Origin of the sequence: Bacillus sp. R86525, assembly GCF_042466195.1 — a bacterium.
In the GTDB taxonomy this organism is placed as follows: domain Bacteria; phylum Bacillota; class Bacilli; order Bacillales; family Bacillaceae_G; genus Bacillus_A; species Bacillus_A nitratireducens.
Window position 1 is genome coordinate 258,505 of the sequence record NZ_JAXHPX010000010.1, and the last position, 26,415, is coordinate 284,919.

A 26,415-nucleotide genomic window follows, 5' to 3' on the forward strand; every position below is an offset into this window, starting at 1 on the left:
TTGATGACACATTAAATAACATTTATATGATAAACTCATCGATAACAACCTATTATGTTTTGATTCAGTATGCTTAACCTCCATCAAATTGTATAAATGTGTTCAATTGGCGAAATAAGTAAATAAATTTCAATATTCACGGTTAGAATCTCACGGGAAATTCATAAAGGTTATTTAACTTTAAAGGTTCAAACAATCGTAACCACGTTTGTTTAAACCTTCACAATCTTTTCTAAGTTATTCCCTGAAAATCTTATTTTTTATTGTACCTGAACCTGATTGCTACTCTTTAGATAAAATGAAAAGACGAAATCCTTAATACACCCTCGCCTTTTTTTGTATAAAAAAACGATTAATTATCTTATGACTATTTACGTAACTTTGCAATAGATGTAGTATCCCCCTATTTTTTTGAAGATACAGGATCCATTTTTAATGTTTTTATCCCTTCTTTTAATGTAAACGCATCTGCTCTTAATGTTTTCCAACTATCTTTCGCTGCATTCAAATTAGGTTTTAGGAATTTGAATTTATTTTGATCCGCTTTTTGGGATGCTTTATCAATATGACTAAGCACTCCCGAATATTGAGAATCTAAATCATGCCATTGTGCAGACATATAGGTAAGTGCATTAATAGCCGATCCAATCGCATTGTGCATTTCATTAATATTATTATACGCAACACCAACTACACGATTTAATGTTACTTTATAATCTATAGTCTGACGTAATTGTGCTAACAACGGCTCTAACGTACCTAAATTATTTCTTGCTACCCCTATCATTACACCACCAGCAATCCACGTAGGAATTGAAGGAATTGATACAGTTATTATTCCATCTGATTCTACTTGTTTAAAATGTCTTACTTGCTCTAAAACTTCATTTAGGCGCTTTTCATCTTCATCAATTCCAGATGCTTGGTTTTTCAGAATCGAATGCAATATATCTTTATGACCTGCAAATGCTCGGACATCTTCTCCAATACTATCTCTTAATTTAGCTAATTCTTGTATTAAATTCTGTGTATACGCTTGGTTTTGTTTAATCTCTTCTTGTAAATCTGTAATTCCTTCTTTTAATGTATCTCCATCTCCTTCATCAATGGCTTCTACTAGTGTATCGTAATAATTGTCAAACTTGGTATCATACTCCACAATACCCGTCAACGTATCTAAAAGTTGTCTTTTTATGTTCTTATCCCATTTAGTAGCATGCTCTCTTGCATTTTTTTGATCTTGTAGAATTTGACTAGGTAGATTTGTATACCCTTTAATATCAATTCCTTCAAAGTTTACATCTGGGTTATTAATCAATAAATAAGAATAGTCATTCATGGATTTTGCGAATACCCCAGCATCTTGCAAAGCTTTTTTCATCTTTTCGCTGTTTACAGAAAGAGATATATCTTCGGTACTAGTTTGTTCCATTTTACTTTCACTTGCGAAGGCTGCCACTGGAGAAACTACCGTGGTTGTTGTCAGAGTTAAAAACGTCGATACAGCAAGTAGTTTATAAGGAAAATTTTTATTCACTTTAATTCCTCCTATACATATATATTGATTTTTAGTTTGTTTTTTCTTGTTTAAAAGCAATGTCTTTTGAAATGAATTCTGCATCCTTATGAATATCATTCCAACTTTGTTTAGCAGCCTTTAAATCGTCAGGTATTAAAGAAAGTTTATGTTCTTGCATTTGATCAACATTATCATATAGATCTTTATAATTTGCCCCCATCGTATTCCATTGTTGCTGAATACTTGTTAGAGACATAATTGCTTGATCAACTGTCTGATACAAATATGTTAAAGTGTCTTTTGTGTTAGTAAGTGAAATAACTGCTTGGTTAGCCAGATCGGCTTTCATACTTAATTCTCCTATTTTATTAGAAATTTCGTTATAGGAGTTCATATGATTAGATGCCGTAACACCAGCTGCTGTTCCTAAACCAATACCAGCTGCTCCTAGAGCTGCAAGACCACCCACAACAGCCGGTGTTGCTGTGCCACCAGTTACAACAATTACTACCGCTCCTGCAATCGTTCCAATAACTAAAATAGCTGCTCCCAATCCACCACCAATTGACCATGCTAATACATTATTAAAATGTGCTTTCTGAGTAGAACGTAGATTCTCAATTTCTGCCTGAAGTTGTGGGACTAGCGCTTGTTTTCCCGCTAATATAGCCGTTAAGCCCCCCTGACCATCTGGACCTCCAACATTATTTTTGAAATCTACAGTATTTGTATACAACTTTGTTTTGAAAGCCTCTAACATCTTAATGACTTCTGTGACTTCTTTTGAATTTGTATGAATTGTACCGATTAAATCACCTATACCTTCTTTTAGGCCTACCTTATCTTTCTTTTTCACAGTATCTACTAATGTGTCGTAATAATTTTGAAATTGTTCATCATAATTTACAATATTACGTGCTGTCTTTTGAATATTTGGCTTCGCTGTATCTAACCAGTAATTTGCATTGATTCGTGACAGTTCCTGATTTAGGTGAATGTTTTTAATTAATTCTCCCCCTCCTGAACCTAAATCAATATTGGATAAATTTACATTCGGTTGCTTAATCATTGTTTTTGCGTACAAATCCATTACAAGAATATGAGACCCTGTTTCAGCCAATGCTTTCTTTAGCCCTTCAGGCCCTAACGCATAATTTTTTATTTTCTGTTCTTGTGCTGTCTGTTCTTGTGCAAGTGCGTGAATAGTACTACCATTCGTAGCAGTTATAACAGTTGCCAAAGTGGCCAAAGTTATGACCTTAAATGGAAATTTCATCATTTTTATTCTCCTCCTTATTTTCAGATGGGTTCTTATCTTTTTGTTCACCCTAAGTTCTTAATATCAAAATTTATTAACCTGTTCTTCGAGTTGGCTCGTTACATTTTTTAGTCGTCTTAATGTATCTTTTTGAGACTGATTGTTAACAGTATCAACTTCAGTCGATAGTTTTGTAATACTATTATTTATTAGATTCAAATCTTCTTTATAGCGTTTCATTAGATCAATTTCTCCATCAACTTGGTTAGCAAATGTATGCAAATCATTTTGCATGAAAAGAATCATTGATTTTTGTAAATCTGCTACTGTTAATTTTGTTGTTAAATCATATAACTTTTGATTTTGTTTCTCTAGATCATCTAAATACGCTCGTTGCTCTGCTGTTAGTTTATTAATTTCAGCAAAGGTACTATATGTTTTTTTGATTTTTTCAGGATCAATTACTTTCATAAGATCATATTCTTTTGTTTTTGTAACTGCAGCTGCTGCAATTTCACCTTTTTTATTGTTCTCTATCGCTTCACGTGCTTCTTTTTTGGCAACTTCAATTTCTAAGGCTGATTTTCCCTTTTCTGTTGCTTCTTGCTCTGCTTTTTTCTCCGCTTCTACAATTGCGTTGTTAATTTCTTTTCCTTTGTTATACGCTGCTACCGCTGTTTGGGCAGCCGGTTCGATGATATCTTTTGATAGACTATAGATTTCTTGGAACACCTTTAGCCCTTGTTCATTTAAAGCTCCTGGTAACAATGCTATTTGCTGTAAATCATTTTGAATTGATTTTTTTGTATCTAGCATTTCATTTTTAAACTTGTCTATTTTTCCTGTTCCCTCTGAACTAAGTATACTCTGTGCGTTTGCCACATCAGTATCAAGGTTTTTTAGCTTTTTATCTACCTGTTGCTTAAGATCTGTTAACTCATTAATCTGTCGTTGCACGTTTTCTTGGTTCGTTATAGTCATGCCTTGAAGGACTTCCAGTCTATCTAAAAATCCTTCTTTATCTTCCTTATTATCTACAAATTCTTTTAATGTTGGATAATAGCTATTAAATTTTGTTACAAATCCTTTACTTTTTGAATTTAGTAGAATTAAATTTGGATAAAGTTCTGATGACCACTCTTTCATATCTTGTTTAATTAGAAATTGATTTGTATGTAAAGATGGAACTTCTTCCAGTTGCACATTAGGACTTGCTAAAGCTCCATCTATAAAAGTCTGTGTTAACTTGGAGTGTGCACCTATTTTTCGTAATGATGAGGAAATATCTATACTATCTTGCTCCGTTTCTGCCTGAACAATTGGTATTGCGAGAGTATTGATAGGAATAGTCGCTCCAGTAACGATTGATGTTATTAAAAATCCTGCCATAATTTTATTCTTCATTCCGTACACCTCTTTACCGTTGTTTTTTACAATCTTAATCGTATATGTTTTACAAACTAACGTTACGATTTCTTCTCGCATACACTCGAGGATGGAAATTTTCCGATAGTACAATCGTATTTCGTTTCTATTTATTTTTGATAGAATGTAAGGACCTTACTTCCCCTTCATTTTAAACACTATGTTTTTCATAAGTAAACCAGAATATCACATCGATTGTATTTGAATTTTCAGATATTAATTGTTCAAATTCAAAAAAATTATATCTAAAAAAGTTAAAGACAACTTTCACTTCATAAGGTGAAATAATTATACTGTGATAATTAACCATTAAAATTTATTAATTTTCTTAAATCTATATAAATCCCTTTCAAAAAAATGTTTTCAATATAATTTAACATTACTTTGTAGATCTTTGTCTTTTATATGAATATGTAAAATTACATATTCATATAGGAATATTCAGCTAAAATCCCCCCTAATATTATTATCTTCTACATAGTAATTACATTGCTATAAACATCACAGGAGAACATTCTCCTCCTGCACTTGATTGGATAAATCGTCCGTACAATAATAATTGTTGCATTTTTACAGATTGTGAAAAAAACTCTTGAAAAAAGTCCAATTTCTCAATTTTAAGATAATGAGAAATTGGGCTTTTTAATATTGTAATTTCCTTAACGTTGTAAATCCTCATTTCCCTGACACTACCCCATCGCTATCAAGCTAAGCCCATACAACGTTAGTTATAGTAGAGGTTGTTTCTTTTCTAAAAGCTACGTGTAGGGGATTTAAAGATTTGCATACGAAATAAGCCCTAATGGGTTTCAATTTTTTAATTTAAGCGGCTTGATTATCAAACATGGTACAATTGTAAACGACACCTAATATATCAAAGACTGTTTTCTTTTCATATCGATGAGATTTTCTCCCGTTTTCTGTAGGAGGTTGAACAGGCGAATTAGAATCTTTGATAGCTCTTGGGTGTCTTTCTGTTTAGCTTGGAAAAGAAAAAGAAAGTAATCTTTAATCATATATATGGCCTTATATTCACTCAGTTCTCGTTCCTTTTTCATAAGAAGCAATTGCCGCATTTGAAACATGGTAGAAGAACAAAGTAGAATGGCGATCAGTTGCCCATACAAATGGCATTCCAATCGTTCTCGTTTTATCTTTTTACAATGATGAATATGAAGGAATTGTCCACTTAATAAATCATACTCAAGCTGTATCTTTACCCCTGCTGTATGGCTGCATCCTCCCGCACCAGGATAAATTGATGAAAATATATCCTGAAGTTGAAATGCAGTTGAATCTAAAACGAATACGCTTGAAAACAGAAGTATATAGATAAGAAATCGGCATAGATGAGGTCAGTTTTTGGTTTAGTAGTTCAGCTAATAGATGTTGTAAAAATTGGACGGCTGCTTGATTAATTCGTTGATTCAGTCCTTCAGGACTGATAAGTACTTCTGTTAATGCTTCTAAACAGCTAGATAACTGGGTTAAAGACGTCGTAGCGACATTTTGGTTCAACCATACACATAAAGCTACTAGATCTTTTGCTTGGTATTTACTGGCTATTTGTACAAAACCAACATTTCTAACAAAATCCCGTAAGGCATTTGGAGATATAAACCTTTGAATTTCTTGAGCAAATAGTTGTAATTCGTCAGACACAGAAACAGACATAAAAAACGCCATCCTTTCCTATGATTCTACAGAAAGAATAGCGCATTTTTTTATTTGAGGGGGGAACTTTGTTTTATTATATTCTATATTTTAGTTAAAAAGAATTTTTAAAAATCAGTACGTTTATAAATTCTCAACGTTAAGAAGTAAGAACCGATAAATATAAGCATGGTAACGATTGAAGCAAATGTAATTATTTGATTAGTAGTAAATTGATTAGTAACGCTATATACAAGGTCAGTAATGTTTACATATGCCTCAATTGGCCTCTCATAAAACAACACATACAGGGAAAATAATGGTGACAGCAGCCATCAAATATTTATTGGTGAAGCGATAGAAAAATGGTAAGTAGATAGACGTAAACAACATGACAGTAAGAACACTAACCACAATTGTCTGTGGATTTTCAATTTCAACTCCATAAGTCGGGGATGCAACTTGAATTACTACTTGAATCAATAACGAGAATAGAACTACTAGAATTGTAAACAACACTGTACCGATATATTTTGACATAATAATTTTATTTCTACTATAAGGCAGGCTATTAACAAATTTGTGACTATTATTCTTTTCGTCGTAATAATGTAGATTTATCATATAAGAACCCGCCACCAAAACGACTATGAACCCAAAACTTCCAAACGTCCCTATAAAAAAGCATATACCAAGTACATAGAGTAAGATCACTAATTTTTGCAATCGAAAATCCTTTAATATTAAATTATACATATTGAACATTCCCCTTTTTTGTATAGTACATTATATCTTCTAATGTCGCTTCTTCAATTAATACATCATTCCCTAATTGCATACGTGAACGATTGGCGTTACTTGTGAGTGCTTCAAATCCCACGTTTGTTTCACGAATCCCGATTAATTGTTCTCTGATTTTCGGTGTAAGCATGGATTTATCCCCTTTTACAATTGCATATTCTTCAGAAATACTATGTATATCTTTTTCAAACACAATCTCACCATTATGAATAAATACAATATAATCAGCAATACGATCTAAATCAGTGGTAATATGTGTGGAGAAAAAAATTGTTTTATCTTGATCGACCATTAAATCATAAAGGATGTCTAAAAGTTCTCTTCGAAATACAGGATCGAGTCCAGATGTTGGTTCATCCATAAGTATAAATTCGGCATGGTGTGAAAGTGCAAATGCTAGGGAAGTCTTCATTTTCATCCCTGTAGACAGCTCTTTCATTTTTATGTTAATTGGTAACTCAAAGCGCTGTAAGTAGGATTGGAACTGATTTTCATCCCATTTTTTATACGCTGGAGCAATGAATTTTTTTAGTTGATGAATTGTCATATCTTCATAATAGATATTGTCATCGTATACGAATCCAATACGCTCTTTAATAGAAACTTGGTCCTTTTGATGATCTTTACCAAAAACTGTGATATCTCCGCTATCCTTGCTAATAAGATCCATAATAAGTTTAATTGTCGTACTTTTCCCAGCACCATTTGCGCCAATAAATCCCGTTACAAACCCCTTTTTGATGCTGAATGATACATTTTTTAAAGAAAATCCCTTATATGTTTTTGAAATATTTTTCACTTTTACAATGTTCTCCATTTTTATTCCTCCTCATAAATATGATTAATAATTTGTATTAACTCATCCCTTAATAAATGATTAGCCTTACTCTCTCGAACGATTGTACTGAACTTATCACGTATTGGATCACTTGGTTCATCCGCTCGTTTTTTCTTTGTTTGTTTTGCAACAAACGAGCCTTTCCCTACTATAGAGTAGATGTAACCCGCTTTTTCAAGTTCTTCGTACGCTCTTTTTGAAGTAATAACACTTACCTTCAAGTCTCTTGCTAATGAACGCATAGAAGGCAACGAATCATCTACTTTCAATGTTTCATTTGATATTTGTAATATAATCTGATCAATGATTTGTTGATAAATAGGCGACTTAGACTTATTAGATAGTAAGATTTTCATGATTGAACTCCTTGCCTCTTAAATGCTTATGAACATATTATACACAATGTATACAATATATACAATATACACATTTGGAGCGATGTTAATTTTTCATACAGGATACCGTCATATTGAAATAAAGGCGTTATCCTTTCCTATGATTTCTCAGAAAGAATAACGCCTTTTTCATTTTAGGGGGTATTTTGTCTTGTTAGCTTGATAGCGATGTGGCGGTACACCATACCCATCAACTTAAGAAATTATTAAGGGTTGCTACAAAAAGACTATATATTTCGCTCCTCATACTCAAAGGGTTCTTTGCACGAGTAAACTTTATGGAAAAATCCTATATACGGAATATCGTCTTCCAAGCATTTTATGCGATATGACAACTCTTCATCGCATTCCGGTTCTTCACCTTTGTTCCGCATACAGTCGAATTCCTCTACAATAGATTCCATGAGGTTTACTTTGATAAATAAGGGTAACTTTTCTAACATCAAATTTTCAATTTTGGTCTCAGATCTGTATCCTGCGAGGACTACTTCAAAATAATTATCCATAAACTTTTTACGTTTATCGGCATCTGGTTCAAATTGTATCCAACCCATTCCGCTTGTCCAGAGACTTGCAAGGTCAAACATATACCAGCAGTAACATCAATTATCGAAATCATATACGGTTATTTGCCCCGTATCAAAATCTATCGAATAATTCCCATCGTTGTAATCAAAATGGACCATACCGAATGACTCACGGTTCCTGTCCAATCTTTCTAAGGTTTTAAGGAGCTGTATCATCTTCTCCTTAAGTAGCGATAACGAGTCAAGTATAAATTTATCGATATATTCGGCATTATACTTTTCAGAAAAATTATTCCGGCGGTGGACAGGAGTATACCCCTTTGATATTTGGTGCAGTTTTCCTAGGGATTTACCACAATTATAATAATACTCGGAGATCGGAAATCCTTCCCGGTACCTATAATTACTTTCCACAAGCATTTTTCCTTTTGCCTTTTTAAATAGACAGATAAAAAAGGTATGATTATTATAAATAATCTCTTCCAGCAGTTTCCCCTTCTTAGAGCTGATTACATCCGATACACTTCCTCCATGCTTGAATAAATGCCTGATGTACTCAACTTCTCCCAGAAAATCTTCTCGGCTTCTGTCATTTAAAAAGGAGATTCTAAGTATCTTGGCATCAGTGCCCTCTTTCTCACAGGTATAAACGACATTACGCCCTCCGGTATGTGCCTTAACCGGCTTGACTTCATAGCCTTGCAACCCGTACAAGTTTGATACTAATGGAAGTAACTATGCATCACCAAATCTAATAACCTCGTTATGAGTCATAATACCTACACTCATAAATCGACGTCCCCCGCTTCCTTATTTCCCCTTGCATTATTATCATATTGCGGATAGGAAAATTTTACAATTATTTTATTAATAATCCCGTAGAAGTAATTTGATATGTTCTTTTCTTACCCATATATTCTTTTTTACTATTCTCAAGATTAAGTAGTGTGGCACGTGTCTTTTCCTTTTGTGCTTCTCCCTCTATATGAGTAAATTCAATATAATCCCCTACTTTTACGGGAACGGTTTGGATTTCAGCATTTTGTTGTCTATTACCCACGATTTCTTTATTGTACACAACAATACCCGATGAGTTCTGGACTTTAATACTTGCATACGTACTATTAAAGTAGGAATGTGGTATGCCAGCTTCTAATTTTATCTTCATCTCTTCTGCCTTCTTGTTATAATCTACCTTTGCGAATTCTCGATCGCTATATCCTTTTAAGGACCAGGCAAATTGATTTCCGTCTAAAACTGTTGTTTCTGGCATTTTTCCGATTTTCTTCAAGCCTTCTTTTATAACCTGATACCTTGCTGTCTTTCCAATTGTTTCATTTTTGTTATTTTCAAGATTGGTTAAAGTAGCTCGTGTCTTTTCCTTTTGTGCGTCTCCTTCTATATGAGTAAATTCAATGTAATCCCCCAATTTTACGGGAACTGTTTGAGTTCCCACATTTTGTTGTCTATTACCCACGATTTTTTTATTGTACACAACAATACCCGATGAGTTCTGGACTTTAATACTTGCATACGTACTATTAAAGTAGGAATGTGGTATGCCAGCTTCCAATTTTATCTTCATCTCTTCTGCCTTCTTGTTATAATCTACTTTTGCGAATTCTCGATCACTATATCCTTTTAAGGACCAAGCAAATTGATTTCCGTCTAATAGTTCATTAATAGGTTCTGTTGAATCGGAATCCCCTTGAACATTTTTAATTAATAAATCTATGTATCTATAAGTCAATGGAGCCTTATCTTTTAGCTCTTGCTTGGATGATTCGCTAAAATAATAATATGTAAAACATTCCGCAAAATATTCTTCCTTATTTTCGTAATATTTATCCGGGAAAAATTTCTGTCTTTCTTGACTGAAAGGAACATCAAACCAATCAGTATGACTTATATTTAAAAAAACCACTCGATCAATTGCATGCGCTATTTCATGAAGTTCTAAATTAATGGAACCATGCCCCTTCCCTCTTTCACTAAAACCTATTCTAGCCATTACAGGTTTGCCACCAATATCAGATCCCACACCTGGTACATCATCCCAGGTCAATTGCTTTCCTTCGGCATTGGTTTGCCCTTCCCATCCTCGTGGAATTAATCCCTTTAGGTCCCTGTACTCGTCAGACTCAGTGATAGGATAATTAACAAGTTTTACATATGTTCCGTCTGCCACTAATTTATCAAGTATGCTGCTTTTTATTTTTTTTATTCTATCAACCATATGTTGTGCCTCTTGATATTCTTCCACATTATTTCCTCTTATATCAATATGAATAAGATTTTCATTTTTAGTCTGTTGTTCTTTTATAAACTCAAGTTTATTTAAAGTTTCGGCTGCAAGGGGATGGTTTGTAAGGGAAATAGAAAAAATAAATATCAATAATATCAAAATTGTATTTTTTTTCATATAAATCCTCCTATTATATGATTTTTAATACCTTTGATTAAATAGGGATATTTCAAAAACAAAATTGATAGTGATTGAAGAAATAAGCATTCCTTTTAAAAGCCTCATTTCATGATTCCAATAATTCAGGGTTAATTTTATTTTCCATACTGGTTTACCTCTTTATATTGTATGTATTGAAGGTCTTTTAAATGAAAACAACATAAATCATTTGCTGTTACAGTTGGGACACACAGAGAGCCGTAAGTTGTTTACCTGGACCTGTATGAATATGTAGGAACTCTCCACTTAACAAATCATACTCAAGTTGATTTGTTATCCCAGCCGTATGGCTGCATCCTCCTGCACCTGGATAAACCGATGAAAATACATCCGGGAATTGAAATGCAGTTGAATCTAAAATACGAATATGCTTAAAAACAGAAGTGTATGGAGAAGAAATCGGCATAGATGCGGCCAATTTTTTGCTTAGTAGTTCGGCTAGTAGGTGTTGTAAAAGTAGGACGGCCGCCTTATTAAACCGTTGATTCAGTCCCTCAGGACTTGATGAGTGCTTCGGTTGATGCTTCTAAACAAATAGATAACTGAGTTAAAGAAGTCATAGCTGCATTTTGGCTCACCCATACACATAAAGCGACTAAATCTTTTGCTTGGTACTTACTGGTTCGTTGTACAAAACCAACATCTCTAGCAAGATCCCGTAAGGTATTTGGAGATAAAAAACTTTGAATCTCTTGAGCAAATAGTTGTAATTCATTGGATACAGAAATAGACATAAAAAACTGCCATCCTTTCCTATGATTCCTCAGAAAGAATAACGTCTTTTTCATGTTAGGAGGATTTTGTCTTCTTATCTTGATAGCGATGTGGTAGGACCTTATAGCCATATTGAACCTTTATTGATGGCATTTTTCTATATGCTTATTGATAAGAATAGAATTAGCTTAGTATTTACTGGAGGGATTGAGAATGAATAGGAATTAAGCTTCTTTACATCCTGATACAGGTGTTACATCTGGAATGTTTGTTGAGCGATCATTAAATGAAATTTGTTTTTGGTCTAGAATCATGAAAGAGCATTCTTTATTTCTTCGATTGGGGTTTAGATGTGAGGATACCCAATTAATCCAAGAGGCTAATCAATTTTATCGATTGTTTGAACATATCGAACAAATAGCGCATTCCTATACAACTGCAACAGATCCTGAGCAAATAAAAAGATTTAATTCCGAGGTACAACAAGCTGCAACTAATATTTTTGGATTTAAACGAAAAATTCTAGGATTAATTCTCACATGTAAATTGCCAGGACAAAATAATTTCCCACTGTTAGTTGACCATACAAGTTGGGAAGCTGATTATTTTAGAAAACGCTTAATTGAATTAAATGAAGATAGATTGGATGCTCTTCCTGATGCTATTATTAAAGAAAATGTTTTCTTTTAAGGATTATGGCAGACCATGCTAAATTTATTGATCATCTTCTTGATCCATCGGAAAGAAAACTTGTAGATATAGCCCGGAATTTTAGCAATGATTTTGATGGATTGATGTATCAAGCAATTGACTTAGAATCTATGAAACCACAATCCCAAACAGTTCCTCTTTTAGATCAATTTTTGGATCAGAATCGTGTGTCAGTCACAGCTCTTAGAGATTTTAAGAAAACGGCACGTGATTTAATTGAGCAATGTAAGATAAAGAGTATCATTCATCCACTATTAGCAGACCCTGTTTTCCGTGAAACTGACAGATTCCTTGAAATAATTGATATGTTTGATGCTCATCTTACAAACAATAGAAGATGGCGATTTATTGTTAGCCTCTTTTCCTTTTCCTGGTTTTAGAGTATCCATTTTTTATTTCCATCTATAAATGTTGATGCGACTTACTTTAAAAATGGACTCTAGTTCATTTAGTGAATAATTACCATCCTCCCATTCTTTCAATATATTAAATTTATCCTCCGCAGAGTAAACTTTTTTAGACATTAGCAAAACTCTCCTTCAAGCAAACAGATTTTTATTTTTTATCTGTCTACCTAAAGGAGAGCATATCAGTTTAGAAAGAATAACGTTTCCTTGGTACTTAGGGGTATTGTTGATGGGCATGTATGGTGCCCCTATCAGTATATCCAAGTTTGATAAACCATTTTTATATGTTTCAAAATTTTTACATCAGAACCCATATTAATTTAGCCTTTTTTTGCACCTATAACTTGGACATCATCAAATAATACATTAGATGTTCCATTTGACGTTAGGATCCCAACATGAGTGTTTGCTAAATCCCTGCTTGTAATAAATTCTAGTTGTATTTCTTGATAGCCTGCTTTCCCCTTAAGCTCGACTGTTTTTGTTATTCGCTCATGTTTCAAATTATCTGTGAATATCGTTACCTTTTGTCTCTCATTTCCATCATTGGAATCCAATTTCACTTTTATACTCAAGGTATATTTAGAGAAGGGTAATACTTGATCTTGAATATAAGTCCAAGTATCTCCATTTGTACCAATCATACCAGCTTTCCCTGTGATACCTCCATTTACAATACCACCTAGGTTGATCCAATTTAACCGTTGATTGTCAAAATTATCCCGCGATATCACTTGATCCTGTTCCACCGGTTCTAATTCAATTTGATCTAAGGAGAATTTACCTTGTGAATTTTCCAATTTCAAATCATGTGCACCTTTTGTTAACTTAACAGTAGGGCCTTCTACAATCTTGTAAGAACCATATTCTCCTTTAACAGTATCCGCTGCATTTCCTGTAATAGGAATAGTAGTGTCAGCTATTTTTGCATAGTTACCACCAGGTTTTCTATGTGAAAGACTGATTTTAGAATTCTCGTTAGCTGCAACCTTATACCTAATTTTATATTCCTGTTCTTTAGAAATTTCGACGCCATATGCTAAATAAGAATTGGTAGTATCAGTTTTCATCGCTTTTTGCTTAGCATGTATAGATTCCACTTGTGGTTGAAAATTGCTCATTCCACGGTTATACTTTGCAGCTGGGATTGTTGTTATCATATTTGTCATTAGATAAGTGGACGACTGTGTAAGATTCTTGTCTACAAACCCAAATACTACTGCATCAATACCTTCAAATCCCGGATAGGTACTTCTGTTAAATGCGTGAATTTGAGAAAGTTTTTGATTCGGATATTCAAAAATATCTTCTTTGTATGATCCACCTGAAAAATATCTACCAAAGTAAGGGTTATCCCCCCCAGTATCAAATTTAAAGTCAATATAATTAGGAGTACGGCTTGATTGCGCCTTAACTCTAGTAATCGGATTATCATAAGGATTTATAAGAGTCTTTAAAGTCCCCCCAGTTGTATTTCCAGTCCATCCAGGAGTAGTCCAATTGGAACCACCATTCTGCTTATCAGAATACCATGGTTGAATTGCATCAATACGATCAAAGGATCGTATATCCAGCTTGTGCAGATCCCCTTTATATTCTTGAGAATCTAGGATCTTTTGTATGTTTTCCCATGTTGTTCCTTCCCCTGTTCCTCCTTGTGGTATGACTGCTCCTTTAATAGAAGAATAAATTTGCCTAGAATTTTCTTGCATTACGCCTTTAGAATATGTTTCAGGATTTGTTGCTGGAAACAAATCTACAAAGTCTAAAACACTTAATGTATATTCCCTTACATAATCATTAATATGATTCCATCTGTCAGTATTTCTATTTGGTTGTTGTGTATTAATCTCTTCAGCTTCTTTTTTCCTTTTTTCCAATCCATCATTATATACTTTCATAGCATAATTCGTATATTCTTGAATAAGTTTTTTCTGATTATCCTTATATCCTTGCCATTGATCTCTATCCATTCCCCATTCTTCACCATATAAAATCATATCTCTCTGCAATAAGAGATGAGCATTTGCAGCTTGCACAAAGATTGGAGCTGTTATTTGTTGATATACAGAATCATTTGATTTTTCAGGCGTTTGAATAACAGCAATAAACTCTTTCAACTTCCTATCTGCTGCTCGGACAGCTTCAATCACTGGTGTGCCAGGCTCTTCTACTCTTTTTAAGCTATTTTTACTGTCATTATATATTTGGAGAACCCGTTGATACTCTTTTATCGCTGACATAGCCCCATTAAATTCAGCACCCATCAGATATTTATGATAATCATTTATTTTACTATCTATTTTTTCATCGATGTATGTTTCTAATTGCCTCCACATATCAGTTCCGTTAGCATCATTAGTAGGAATAAACACACTCCAAATACTTGCTAAAAGACTAGCTGGTGGTGGTAATAATGATAATCCTGTTGTCATCATGCCTTTTAGAAAAGAAATAGTACCCGAACCAGCATCCCCTTTGTTCTTAATATTGACTAATAAAGGTTGCCACTGATTGTTATTAAATGCATCTATAAATTGTGAAAAAGTTACTCCCTTATAAGGGTTCTCAAACCATCCATATGAATCTATCGGAAGGCTATTTTGATTAATATTTTTTGCTTGATTTTCTTTTAAATCTTCTTTTTGTTCAGTTTCTGCAAATACCGTATAAGCAGTTGGAATGTAGGTTCCAGCAAATACACCTGTAGCTAATGTGATAGATAATATTTTCTTTTGTTTCTTTGTCATAAAATCCCCCGTTCCCATAAGTAAATCCCCTTATTGTTTGTTCTTCGGGTGCTTATTGTACAAAAATTCAGAAATATTTTCTTGTCAAATTCATTCCTATAGTCTTGAAAATAGAAGAAGTATACTCTAATTTCATTGGGATATAGTCTTAATAGTAATGATTGACACAATATTTAGCAATTCAATGAAAACCGCCGCCTTTGATAGTTATTATGCTTATTTAAAAGTATATTTTTAAATATTCCTCTTAATAAACGTAGTAAAAAAAGAAAATTTAATGTGAAAATCATACACTAAAGGTTAACTACCATTTAAAAAGACACAATATTGTAACTTCTCTTTCGTTTATTGAGTTTTAATAAAAAGGGCTAGCGACTCGTTGACTAATCCAGATATAAATGGTGGCTAAGTCTGAGCCAGAAAACTTACGTTTTCGCTTTACAAACCCAAGTTCTCTTGCAAGTTCTTCTAAAAATACAGGTGTCACATATCGTTGTAATTCCTCTGCAAATGGTTGTAGTTCATCTTGAATCGAGAGATTCATCAAAAAACGTCATCCTTTCTAATATAGCTTATTTAGAAAGGATGACGTTTTTTGATACATGAGGGCGTCGATGAGTATGTGGTGGGACCCCATCGCCATCAAGCTAATATTTTAAAGTACCCCCTAAACAAAAATTTGTGTTTTTTATAGTATCAAAGTTCATTTTTATCGTTTTAGGAGCAACCTATTCTGTTAAGTTGATGGATGTGTGACGCTACCCCCATTAGTTTTTTAAAATCATTCATTTTTTACTTTTGTTTAATATTTTTATCCAATTTTTCTTTTATTATCATCATGGAAATACAGATTTCATTAATCTCACTATCACTTAGTCCGTTTAACAATTGATTTATTTGTTCATCTGACTGAATATGAATTATATCCAGTAGTTCCTCTCCTTTTTTTGTCAAAAAGAGCAAGTTTTTTCTGCTGTCTTTTATTGAGCTTCGTTTCTCTATTAATTCTTCCTTCTCAAATCTACGTAAAATTCTGCTCATATAGCTTCTATCAATATTAAGTTCTTGCACAAGATTATTCGCAATACACTCTGTTCTTTCGCTTATTTCAAATAGTATTCGTGTTTCGGTTAATGAATAATCTGTATCTAGAATCTGGTTATTAAATAAACCAAGTACCTTTGTATAAAATCGGTTGAATTGTCTGATGTCATAAATAATTTTTTTATCCATAGATCCTCCTTTAGTTGACTAAGTCCACATTTAATATTAATATAACTGTACCCTTAAAATGTGGGCTTAGTCAATATTTTAGGGGCCGTTTTCAAAAATCTGTCGCAATCTTTATTAAAACCTAATTGAAGGAGATCATATATGATTATTCGAGAAATGAAAAAAGAAGACAATGCAAAAGTAAAAAAAATTATACAAGATTCATTAAAATCACTTGGATTAGCGCTTCCTGGAACAGCTTATTTTGACTCTCAACTTAACGACCTACACCAATATTATAATAATCTAAAACATGCGAGCTATTGGGTAGTAGAAATGGAAGGAGAAGTTGTTGGTGGAATTGGTATAGCACCGTTTAACGAACATGATAAAGTTTGCGAATTACAAAAGCTATACTTAAGTCCAAAAGCACAAGGTTTAGGGCTTTCCAAGAAACTAATGGAAACAGCTTTGTCATTTGCCTCTAAACATTATGAAAAGTGCTATTTAGAAACAATGCATGAATTAAAAACTGCATGTCTATTATATGAAAAATTTGGATTTATACTTTTAAATGAACCTCTACCAGGTTCTGAACACTCTACTATGAATGCATGGTATATAAAATCTTTTTAAAATTAGGTGTATTAAACGCATCTATTTGAAAAGAAAAAGCAGGAGCTGAGTGAATACAAAGCGATTTATATAATTAAAGATTACTTTCCGTTACTGTTTCAAGCGATAAACGTTGGCACAGAAGAACTTTTAAAAATTCTGCATCGCCTTTATCAGCTGCTCAAAAAGAACGATCGTAAGAGAGTCGATGAAACATATATCAAAGTAACAGGTCAATGAATGTACCTGTATCGTGCTGTTGATTCGAACGGAAACACAATCGATTTTTGCCTAAGCAAAACAAGAGATCATAAGGCTGCAAAGCGCTTTTTCAAGAAAGTTTTGCGGTCTTTTCATGTTTCAAAGCCACGTGTGATAACAGTCGATAAGAACCCAGCTTATCCTATAGCAATTAAACAGTTGAAAAAAGAAAAAATGCAATTATTAAACGATATTATACACAACGCTTTAGCAGAAGACACAGACAAAACAGATTTATTTTTAATATAAAAAATCTCAATAAATAATTTTTATATTAAAAATAAAACCTTATAATCCATTAATTTGATTATAAGGTTTTAAACTGTATATTATAAAATTTGAATTTGTCTCCTCTTAACTATTCATTTCAAATCTACTTGATTACATGAAAAATGAGCTACTAATTAAATTACTATTTTATTTCATTCCATAAAGATAAAGCAAAAATCCAATTCGGATCCCCATTCCCTTGATAACTTTGGGCCGCCTCGTATTCCTTGCCTTCGTGAACTACTCTATCTCCTTTTTTATATGCTTTATACGAATCCCATTGCTCATAAGTGTTTTCTTGCTCCTTCGTAGTAACTGTTAAGACATCACTTTTCATTGATTCATTACCAGCCGTATCAACTGCAGTAACTACATACTTGTATGTAGTATTGACTTGCAAATTCTTGTCCATAAATGATGTGGTATTTGCAGTACCTATTTCCTTCATACCCCCCGCATTTCCTCTGTATACAACATAATGATCCACATCTATGTTATCTTCAGACGGACTCCACATTAAGTCAACAGTATTCGCAGTGATTCCCATACTGTGTAACCCTTTAGGCTGAGTTGGCGCTTCTGTATCTGGTTTTTCTACTGTTGTTTTAATAACTAATGCTTCACTTTCCTTAGATATATTCCCTACAGCATCTACTGCTTTTACTGTATACGTATATTCTGTGTTTGGGCTTAATTTTTTATCAACTACACTAGTACCCGCTACAGTATTAATTACTTCTCCATTACGTAACACTTGATACTCTTTCACCCCTACATTATCTGTTGCAGGCTTCCAATTTAGTTCTAAGCTATTTGAAGTGGCTTTTACTACTTGTAGTCCAGATGGCTGAGTTGGTGCTTCTGTATCTGGCTTTTCATTATTAACTAGATTCACATCAATCACATTATAAAAAGCATTTACAGTATCAGCTACATCCCAAACCGCTAAAATGACATGATATCCACTACGATCAGTTGGTACATTAATTTTATGTGATAAATTATTAGATGCTGCAGAACCATCGTGTTTTACAGTTCCTATTGGCTCAAAATCCGCTCGTGTTAGAGGTTTATTTGGATTCCATCCTTTTTTTGTGATGTAATAGTGCCATTGACTTGTTGAATGAGGAGCAGTGTATTTCCAAGTAAATGTATTCTCTCCACCCTTAATCGTATTCTTAAACCATCGATCAGCTGTTTGTTGATCAAGAATCCCACCAAACAGGCCTCCTGCTGAAGCAATTTTCCCATCAACCGGTCCACCTTGTGGGAATCCTTTAGGTGCTTCTAAACTTTGTGGTTCATACATTATATTTCCACAATTTAAATTCAAAGCTCCATAATTTTGACTGCATAAAGCAGCACGACTACCTGGCTTTTCAACAAACCCATGTGCATAAGCATTTTGAGGAATTAAAGTTGTACTCATAATTCCCACTGCTACTACAGCAGCACTTAATCCCTTTTTATTTGTAGCCATTTTTCTAAACTGATTTAGAATTTTTTTATTCATTTTAATAGTCCCCTCCTATTAATTTTCTTACTATATTAAGAGCATTGATGTAAAAGAATGATAAACATACATAACTAGAATGAAACAAATTAAAATGAAATCTTATAATTTCACACTCACATATTTATTTACCTCTCTTACATCCAAATAACCTTATAACTAGATTATCTCATACTAATTTATTAAACTTGTACAGAAATTGTGCACAGTTATTGAACTTTTTTCCAACATTCCTCTTTTTTTGCTTAAAAGTTCCCCTCACTGTAGCGTTAAGAAACAGTTTAAGAAAATAAACTTCTTTAGCCCATGTTTTATATTACATGTGTAAAATTTGTTAAATACACAAGAAAAGTTTCCTGCTTTATAACAGGAAACTTTTTACATATCATTAACCTAGAAGCCTAAAATTCCTACAATCTGACGAGCTTTAGCATTATCAATATAATAATGCACTTCTAATCCTCTTCTTTCTGTACGGAGTACGGTTCTTCTCAATTTTGATAAATGCTGTGAAACAGTGGATTGAGGGAGCCTTAATATTTCCGTTAATTGTGTAACATTGCATTTTTTATGATGCATTAATTCATTTACAATTTGTAATCGTACTGGATGCGCCATAACCTTTAATAAATCTACATTCTCTTCCGAAATTCCTTTTACATTTCGATCATTTTTTAATGCTATCATTTCACATTCTCCTTTATTATTTATTTCTATTTTCCTATTATCCTCATAAGTAGTACTTATAGATAATTACCATTTGTCCTGTTGAGAAAATATATTCCCTTTTTCAAAATAAAAAGAACACCTAGCCTGAAAACAGCTTTTTTACTGTTCCAATGAGTTCATGCCCCTAATTTTTTCCAGACTATATTTTTGTTTAAATAGATTATTATATAGTCTCTTACATACCTTTGAATGATGCTTAACATGCTTTGCTAAGCAAAAATAATACTTCTGTCCCTTATTTAAGACAAATTAATATTCTGTTTTTACTTTCTCGTATTTCAAAATCTATAAGAAGCACCTCTTCATTTCATCTTCTACAAAACAGAATTTATATTTCTCAAAACAAAACGAATGGAATTGAAACCCTAATAATGGTACCTTCAGTTGTCAAATGTCATGCCCTTTTGAAAGCCCTTGTCTTTAATGATAGGGACTGTTAAATTTCTCCAAATAAAAATAACTATTTTATTCCACTTTCTTGTTAAAACCAATAGTATATATATCCTTTTTAATCCATTAATCCCCTGTTACACTCCTCCATTTAAAGATTGAGGGACTTCTCGTTCACATCATAAATTATGCAACATTGCATTTGATAATCATTTTCATTGTAACTATAATGATTACAGTATTACTATTAATCCAAATATTCTACGTGGAGGTTTTATTATGTTTAAAAAAATCATTGTGTCTTCTATGGCACTTACTATGTTTGGTGGAGCTGCAACTATGCTAGAGACACCTACTGCTCAAGCAGCTACTTATAACTCAACATCATCTTCTTACTTTAATGTTACACCTGAAGAAGCCGCTGCTTTTTATCAATCTCAAGACTATAAAAAATTAATAGCATTTATGGATGACTTTGAAGCTAGAAATCCTTATACTCCTGGTGGAGGCTACGCTCAAGGTAGTGTACGTATGCAAAGATTCAACGATGCTCTTAGAGATGCTAAATTAACAAATGTCTATCAAGAATTTATTAGAATCTCATATTACAATCATTATCCAGAACCAAAATAAGCAATACCGATAAAATGCTCTTTATTACTATAACTTAGCCCAATTACCTAATTTTGAATGCTAATTTAACCCTATTAAAAGTTCTTACAGATTTCGCGATGTGGGAAAGCCCATATCGGACTTTAGTCCACCTTTAGGCACGGGATGAAAGTATCGCTTTTTCATAGAAAAACAGTTGTGTTTTGGTTATACTCAGACGATAGACAAGTCTTTAAAACGACATTGTGTTCCTTGAAAACAAGATATCATATGAAGTTCGGTAGCCGAATTCACGTTATCGGTAAAATGATATGTGTCGTCAAGAACAAGACGCTAAAACATCTGAGGACGAAACTGTACGGTATGGTGATAGTACCGTAGCTCAGGAACCTATACGGTCTGTCGTGAGAGTGGTGATGGCACACCGCAATCTTGCACGTCAGCGATACCAGAAATGGACTTCGCCTTTGGTAGCAAGAATCCCACTGACGTTAGTCAGCTTGCCCCTTTAGGAGTGGGAGTGTCAAACAATCTAATGGACAAACAGCGTTATATCTTGCATACGGTGGAAATATAGAATCCACAAGTACTTCACAAATGTTCATTAATGTTTTCGTTTATTGAAAGTAAACTAATGATTGAACTACCCCCACTTTCACTTTGTTTAGAAGTGGGGGATTCCTAAGTAAAGAGTTCTATCGAACTCTAATTTATTAGGCTATCTCCGCAGTCCTTGCGGTTAGAAGCCTTATTGCTTCATTCTTTAGATTGATACTTGCGTTAATATCTCTATCATGATGTGTATGACAAGAAGGGCAATCCCATTTGCGTAGGTTTAGATTTTTAACGTCTTTGTTTTGATATCCACAACAAGAACATAATTGGCTTGAAGCAAATGTTTTTGATACGACAATGATTTGTTTGCCGTACCATTTCGCTTTATATTCCAATATGGTTCGAAACTGTGACCATGATACCTCACTAATTGCTTTTACTAACTTATGATTCTTTAACATATTCGATACTTGCAAATCTTCTATACCGATAACATCGTGGTTTTTGATGATTTCAGTTGAGATTTTGTCCAAGTAATCTTTTCTGGCATTTGCCATGTATTCATGAATTCTAGCTACCTTTACTCGTTGTTTATTCCAGCGAGAAGATCCATTCATTCTTCTAGAAAGAACACGCTGTGCTTTTACCAACTTCTCTTCTAACGATCGAAAAAACTTTGGATTTTTATAGATTGTTCCATCTGACAAAATGGCGAAATCTTTTATTCCCACATCCATTCCAATGTAAGAATTTGTTTTCGGAAGTTCTTGCACTTCTGTTTCCACTAACAATGACACAAAGTATCTGCCAGAAGGGTTTCGTCTAACCGTAGCATTTAAAATACGTTCCTTTACTTCACAACTTTTGGCAAATCGAACAAGACCGAGTTTTGGCAATTTCATTTTGTTTCCTACAACGGCAATGTTTTCATTTGTTTGTTTTGTGGTGTAAGATTGTACGTTGTTTTTCTTAGATTTGAAACGCGGGGCACTGTTTTGTTTTTTGAAAAAGCGTGTATAAGCATCCGCAAGGTTGCGAACAGACGACTGAATCGCAATACTATCCACTTCTTTTAACCAAACAAACTCTTTCTTCATGGCAGGAAGTTTCGCAGAGCATGTCCCATATGTCAAACCTTTTCCTGTTTCTTTGTATGCATTATCCCATAGAGATAGGAAATGATTGAATACAAAACGAGAACAGCCAATTGTTTTATTGATTAGGGTCGCTTGTGCTTTATTTGGATAGATACGAAATTTATATACTTTATTGATTATCATTCGTTTCACCCCCATTTCGATATGTATCTATTATACAACAAACGTATATTCGATAGGTAGTGAAGTAACAGTTTATGTATGTCGAACAATTAAGATGGCTTCCTGCCATCCCTTGTCCGAAGCCAATTCATCTCCCACCTACTCACTTCCCGTTCCTTGAGGAAGGAGTCTTCTTGGCTAAAATGATAAAAATTCACTTTCTATATCATTAAGGAATTTTTAAAACCGGCCTTTAATCAGCAGTTTTTTTAGCGTTTCCTCTTTCTAAAGCCACCGAAAAAATAAGCAATATAGTTAACACCAAAATAAACCTTACTGCACTTCCATTGCTTACAAAAAACGAGACTAGGGTATACAATAAAAGTACTATTCCCCAAATAAAATTAATAATTTTATGCAATGAGCTCCCTCCTTATTCTTAATTACAAGTATCATAAAACAACTATCTGGAGTTGTTATGTTGTTTATCTAGAGTTTATGTAAACATTAAAATTTTTTTGTGAAATATTTTTTACATACATAATTTTAGCAAAGCCCAATGGTTTTAAATTATTTTTATTTTACTTCTACTTTAGTCGTACATATATTTTAATTTTTTTGAAGCATTAATGAAGATCTAATAATTGCAAAGGTAAACTATTAAATAGATGTTTATTTTCATCAAAAAAAATAAAAGATGGCTGATGTTCAGCCATCTTTTATATAAATATTTAAGCGTTTATTTTATTTAATATTGAAGCTTTATAGTAGTACATAATAGATAACCTAGTTTTACTGTTTTAATTAAAATACGATCAATTGTACCGTATGCAGTTCCTATTCGAATTGGATATGTTTTTTCAATACCATCTTAGGTATCACCTTCAATAACTTCAATAAAAAAAATTATTTTGCTAATGCTGAAATAACAATTCTATCAAATTGACTATATTTAACTTGCTGTAATTGGTCTCCATAAGGATAACGAGAATATCCAATTTGAATCTCCATTTCCTTGGTAACTTTGAACAGCTTCATAGATTTTCCCTTGATACTCTACTCTATCCCCTTTTGTATATGCTTTCTTCGGATCCCATTTTTCATAAGAAGTATTTTGCTCTTTTGTTTTTATACTAAGAGCACTACTTTGAATAGACTGATTTCCAGCTGCATCTATAGCCTTCACAGTATATTTGTATTCTATGTTAGCAGTCAGTTTGCTATCAGTAAATGTGGTTCCCTGTACCGTTTGAATGAATTTCCCGTCACGTAATACTTGATATTCTTTCACACCTACGTTATCTGTTGATGGATTCCATTTTAAGTCTACGCTATTTGCAGTAATGTTGGTTGCTTGTAATCCTTGAGGCTGTGTAGGAGCTTCTGTATCTGGGTTAGGGTTAATAATTTGGTCAACTTTCTTAAGACCATTAACTGTAACTTGATACACTATCTTCTTACCAAAGCTCTCCTGTACATTTTTATCCACATTTATAAGAGTCGCACGGTTTCCACCCTCTAAATGTGTAAACTCAATATAGTCTCCGACTTTCACCGAAACTTTTTGTGTATCAGCATTCTGTTGCCTGTTTCCATAAATATCTTTATTATATAACACTTTTCCAGATGAATTTTGGACTTTCACACTCGCATATGTACTATCAAAGTAATGGTGTGGTACACCTGCTTTTAATTGAATTTGCATTTCTTCTTTTGTCTTATTAAAATCTAATTTTGCAAACTCAAAATCTCCTATTCCTTTCATTGACCATACAAATTGGTTTCCTTCTAGAGTATTAACAGTATTTGATATATCTGGACTATACCCCAAATTTGACAAGATTGACTTTAAATCTGGTAAAACACCAATTTTATCTATTGAAGGATCTTGGGATTTGGTACCTGTATTTGGATTACTTAGTATGTTTCTTAATTCAGCTGGTTTATAAGGGCGACCTAAATGTTCTTTAGCCACACCTTGTATTGAAGTCGCCGCTCCAGCAATAATTGGAGAAGCACTAGATGTACCACTAAAGCCAGTTGTATAGAGATTTTTAGTAATTCTATTAGGTTCAGCACGAGTTGTATCTACGTTTTCTCCCCAACCATAAACATCAATTCTACTACCATAATTTGAAAACCATAAACGTTTATGAGGAACAGTTGACGATGCGGCTCCAATCATTATAGCCCCTGAATCTTTAAAGTCCGGACTATTGCGATTTAATACCTGTTTTCCATTCTTATCTCTAAATTGATCAAGGTCATTAGTACCATTTGCCCCGGCTTCTATCACAATAATTCCTTTATCAGTTCCAGCTCGTATTGCATCAAAAATAGCTGGCTGTACTTCAACAGGTAAATATTTATCTCCATATCCATCATAAGATGCTTGTGCTTCTAATAATAAAATATCCCCAGCTTGTAAATTATGTACAGCATTTATTATCGCATCAGCTGTATTATAAGACCCATCACCTCTTATTTGGGATACTACTTTAACCTTTGCCTTTGGTGCAATTCCTATGTTACCAACCTTATTATCTTCAGCAGAAACAATTCCAAGAACAGAGGTTCCATGACCAACGTGTTGATCTATATTTCTACCAGATATTAGTTCAATTTTTTGATTTACTAAATCTTCATGGTCTAATAACCACCCATACTCCATATCTACAAAAGTAGTTCCTTTTCCATCTCCACCTTTAATGCTCCAAGCATAAGATGCATTAATCCCATATGGTGCTTCCTTAAGATATCCCTGGTTTAAAAATCTTGGATCGTCGTAAGGATTAAGCGCTAAAGTAGGTAATTGTATTTCTGGTAAAAGAGTTGGTTTTTCTTGCATATATACTTCTTCAACAAGATGAGATTTCTTAAACTTGTCCATCAACGATTCAGCTGTTACTTTATTAGGAACTTCTACCATATAATAATCTAGTAAATTAGAAGATGATTTCTTTTCAGTTTCCCTCGTATCTTTATCAATATTTTCAATCTCTATTGGGTCCACAGATGTAAATAAACGCTTTAATGTTAGCTGTGGAAATTCAGAAAAGATTTTTACTAATTCCGGATCGCTATCTTCGTTTTTTATTTGTTTTTCAAGTCCATCCTTATACGGGAAATTCACTTCGCTTTTAAACTTTACAATAATCTGATCTTCTTCTTTAATATCTGCCTCAGATTGACTTATATTTTTCACAGAATCTTTCGAATCCGCATACACTTCATCGGGATTTCCATTAAATTTAATTAATTCTAATCCTGTAAAGGCTGTAAGTGCAATCGTAGTAACAAATATCCCTTTTATAAATTTCATAATGAATACCTCAATTCCTATTTCTTTATATAATATTTTATAGATTATTTAGGGTTCTACAATGAGAATCCTTTGAAAAACGTCAAAAATATTATAAATTCACTTATAAATAATTCTTCATATTGCTTACATTTTCATAGTAGATGGCGGCACGTTTTTCTGACCTTATTAATCTTTTTGGACAAAAAAATGATGAATGTGAAGTTAAAACTCAG

At 33.3% G+C, this 26,415-nt stretch carries 18 protein-coding genes and 7 pseudogenes; 5 read left to right on the top strand and 20 right to left on the bottom strand.

Annotated features, from left to right (window positions below):
* Positions 1–403: 403 nt before the first annotated feature.
* From hblA to SJY24_RS31370, 11 genes and pseudogenes are all read right to left on the bottom strand, one after another.
* On the bottom strand, positions 404–1,537 hold the full coding sequence (gene hblA / locus SJY24_RS31320) for a hemolysin BL binding component B (RefSeq protein ID WP_377867495.1): 1,134 nt from the start codon (positions 1,535–1,537) through the stop codon (positions 404–406).
* 31 nt (positions 1,538–1,568) lie between these two features.
* Entirely contained in the window at positions 1,569–2,798 is a 1,230-nt protein-coding gene (hblD, locus tag SJY24_RS31325) for a hemolysin BL lytic component L1 (protein ID WP_377867496.1), read from the bottom strand.
* Between the two features lie 63 nt (positions 2,799–2,861).
* Positions 2,862–4,181 carry a hemolysin BL lytic component L2 gene (gene hblC, locus SJY24_RS31330; RefSeq protein ID WP_377867497.1) on the bottom strand — a complete coding sequence of 440 codons (1,320 nt, stop codon included), beginning with the start codon at positions 4,179–4,181 and terminating at the stop codon, positions 2,862–2,864.
* An 843-nt stretch (positions 4,182–5,024) separates the two neighbouring features.
* Positions 5,025–5,876, bottom strand: a pseudogene (locus SJY24_RS31335) (transposase).
* Positions 5,877–6,146: 270 nt separating this feature from the next.
* Positions 6,147–6,620, bottom strand: a complete 474-nt coding sequence (locus SJY24_RS31340) for an ABC-2 transporter permease (RefSeq protein WP_377867498.1) — start codon at positions 6,618–6,620, stop codon at positions 6,147–6,149.
* On the bottom strand, positions 6,604–7,473 hold the full coding sequence (locus SJY24_RS31345) for an ABC transporter ATP-binding protein (protein ID WP_377867499.1): 870 nt from the start codon (positions 7,471–7,473) through the stop codon (positions 6,604–6,606). The genes SJY24_RS31340 and SJY24_RS31345 overlap by 17 nt, the downstream gene beginning before the upstream one ends.
* 2 nt (positions 7,474–7,475) lie before the next feature.
* The gene (locus SJY24_RS31350; protein ID WP_377867500.1) at positions 7,476–7,850 is read right to left on the bottom strand and encodes a GntR family transcriptional regulator; all 375 of its coding nucleotides are present in this window, start codon (positions 7,848–7,850) and stop codon (positions 7,476–7,478) included.
* 266 nt (positions 7,851–8,116) lie between these two features.
* Positions 8,117–8,443 (bottom strand): hypothetical protein, encoded by a 327-nt coding sequence (locus SJY24_RS31355; RefSeq protein WP_377867501.1) that lies wholly within the window; start codon positions 8,441–8,443, stop codon positions 8,117–8,119.
* Between the two features lie 48 nt (positions 8,444–8,491).
* The gene (locus SJY24_RS31360) at positions 8,492–9,130 is read right to left on the bottom strand and encodes a phosphotransferase (RefSeq protein WP_377867502.1); all 639 of its coding nucleotides are present in this window, start codon (positions 9,128–9,130) and stop codon (positions 8,492–8,494) included.
* 145 nt (positions 9,131–9,275) lie between these two features.
* Complete coding sequence (locus SJY24_RS31365) at positions 9,276–10,838, bottom strand: anthrax toxin lethal factor-related metalloendopeptidase (protein WP_377867503.1); 1,563 nt, start codon at positions 10,836–10,838, stop codon at positions 9,276–9,278.
* A 158-nt stretch (positions 10,839–10,996) separates the two neighbouring features.
* Positions 10,997–11,614: pseudogene (locus tag SJY24_RS31370) on the bottom strand (IS4 family transposase); the annotation flags it as partial.
* Between the two features lie 244 nt (positions 11,615–11,858).
* Between SJY24_RS31370 and SJY24_RS31375 the strand changes: the two are divergent.
* Positions 11,859–12,685 (top strand): annotated as a pseudogene (locus SJY24_RS31375) (DUF2935 domain-containing protein).
* Positions 12,686–13,032: 347 nt separating this feature from the next.
* Here SJY24_RS31375 and SJY24_RS31380 read toward each other — a convergent pair.
* The 3 genes and pseudogenes from SJY24_RS31380 to SJY24_RS31390 all read right to left on the bottom strand — a co-directional run bounded on the left by SJY24_RS31380 (position 13,033) and on the right by SJY24_RS31390 (position 16,695).
* On the bottom strand, positions 13,033–15,480 hold the full coding sequence (locus tag SJY24_RS31380) for an insecticidal delta-endotoxin Cry8Ea1 family protein (protein WP_377867504.1): 2,448 nt from the start codon (positions 15,478–15,480) through the stop codon (positions 13,033–13,035).
* A 349-nt stretch (positions 15,481–15,829) separates the two neighbouring features.
* Positions 15,830–16,006, bottom strand: a pseudogene (locus SJY24_RS31385) (IS4 family transposase); the annotation flags it as partial.
* A gap of 248 nt (positions 16,007–16,254) precedes the next feature.
* Complete coding sequence (locus SJY24_RS31390; protein ID WP_000358363.1) at positions 16,255–16,695, bottom strand: MarR family winged helix-turn-helix transcriptional regulator; 441 nt, start codon at positions 16,693–16,695, stop codon at positions 16,255–16,257.
* A 141-nt stretch (positions 16,696–16,836) separates the two neighbouring features.
* Here SJY24_RS31390 and SJY24_RS31395 point away from each other — a divergent pair, with 141 nt between their 5' ends.
* The 3 genes and pseudogenes from SJY24_RS31395 to SJY24_RS31405 all read left to right on the top strand — a co-directional run.
* On the top strand, positions 16,837–17,310 hold the full coding sequence (locus SJY24_RS31395) for a GNAT family N-acetyltransferase (RefSeq protein WP_377867505.1): 474 nt from the start codon (positions 16,837–16,839) through the stop codon (positions 17,308–17,310).
* A 21-nt stretch (positions 17,311–17,331) separates the two neighbouring features.
* Positions 17,332–17,490: pseudogene (locus SJY24_RS31400) on the top strand (IS4 family transposase); the annotation flags it as partial.
* Positions 17,479–17,799: pseudogene (locus SJY24_RS31405) on the top strand (DDE-type integrase/transposase/recombinase); the annotation flags it as partial. The pseudogenes SJY24_RS31400 and SJY24_RS31405, both read left to right, overlap by 12 nt.
* A gap of 163 nt (positions 17,800–17,962) precedes the next feature.
* Here SJY24_RS31405 and SJY24_RS31410 read toward each other — a convergent pair.
* Together SJY24_RS31410 and SJY24_RS31415 are read right to left on the bottom strand one after the other, a co-directional pair.
* Positions 17,963–19,333 (bottom strand): lytic polysaccharide monooxygenase, encoded by a 1,371-nt coding sequence (locus tag SJY24_RS31410; RefSeq protein WP_377867506.1) that lies wholly within the window; start codon positions 19,331–19,333, stop codon positions 17,963–17,965.
* A 393-nt stretch (positions 19,334–19,726) separates the two neighbouring features.
* Positions 19,727–20,020 carry an ArsR/SmtB family transcription factor gene (locus SJY24_RS31415; protein WP_000560994.1) on the bottom strand — a complete coding sequence of 98 codons (294 nt, stop codon included), beginning with the start codon at positions 20,018–20,020 and terminating at the stop codon, positions 19,727–19,729.
* A gap of 711 nt (positions 20,021–20,731) precedes the next feature.
* Here SJY24_RS31415 and SJY24_RS31420 point away from each other — a divergent pair.
* Positions 20,732–21,085 (top strand): hypothetical protein, encoded by a 354-nt coding sequence (locus tag SJY24_RS31420; protein WP_000473490.1) that lies wholly within the window; start codon positions 20,732–20,734, stop codon positions 21,083–21,085.
* Between the two features lie 692 nt (positions 21,086–21,777).
* Here the strand turns inward: SJY24_RS31420 and tnpB are convergent.
* From tnpB to SJY24_RS31435, 4 genes and pseudogenes are all read right to left on the bottom strand, one after another.
* The gene (tnpB, locus tag SJY24_RS31425) at positions 21,778–22,899 is read right to left on the bottom strand and encodes an IS200/IS605 family element RNA-guided endonuclease TnpB (protein WP_377867507.1); all 1,122 of its coding nucleotides are present in this window, start codon (positions 22,897–22,899) and stop codon (positions 21,778–21,780) included.
* 232 nt (positions 22,900–23,131) lie between these two features.
* Positions 23,132–23,299, bottom strand: coding sequence for a hypothetical protein (locus SJY24_RS31430; RefSeq protein ID WP_377867508.1), 168 nt, complete (start codon positions 23,297–23,299; stop codon positions 23,132–23,134).
* A 310-nt stretch (positions 23,300–23,609) separates the two neighbouring features.
* Positions 23,610–23,731, bottom strand: a pseudogene (locus SJY24_RS32105) (SunI/YnzG family protein); the annotation flags it as partial.
* Positions 23,732–23,830: 99 nt separating this feature from the next.
* Positions 23,831–26,200, bottom strand: a complete 2,370-nt coding sequence (locus SJY24_RS31435) for a putative mucin/carbohydrate-binding domain-containing protein (RefSeq protein WP_377867509.1) — start codon at positions 26,198–26,200, stop codon at positions 23,831–23,833.
* Positions 26,201–26,415 lie beyond the last annotated feature (215 nt).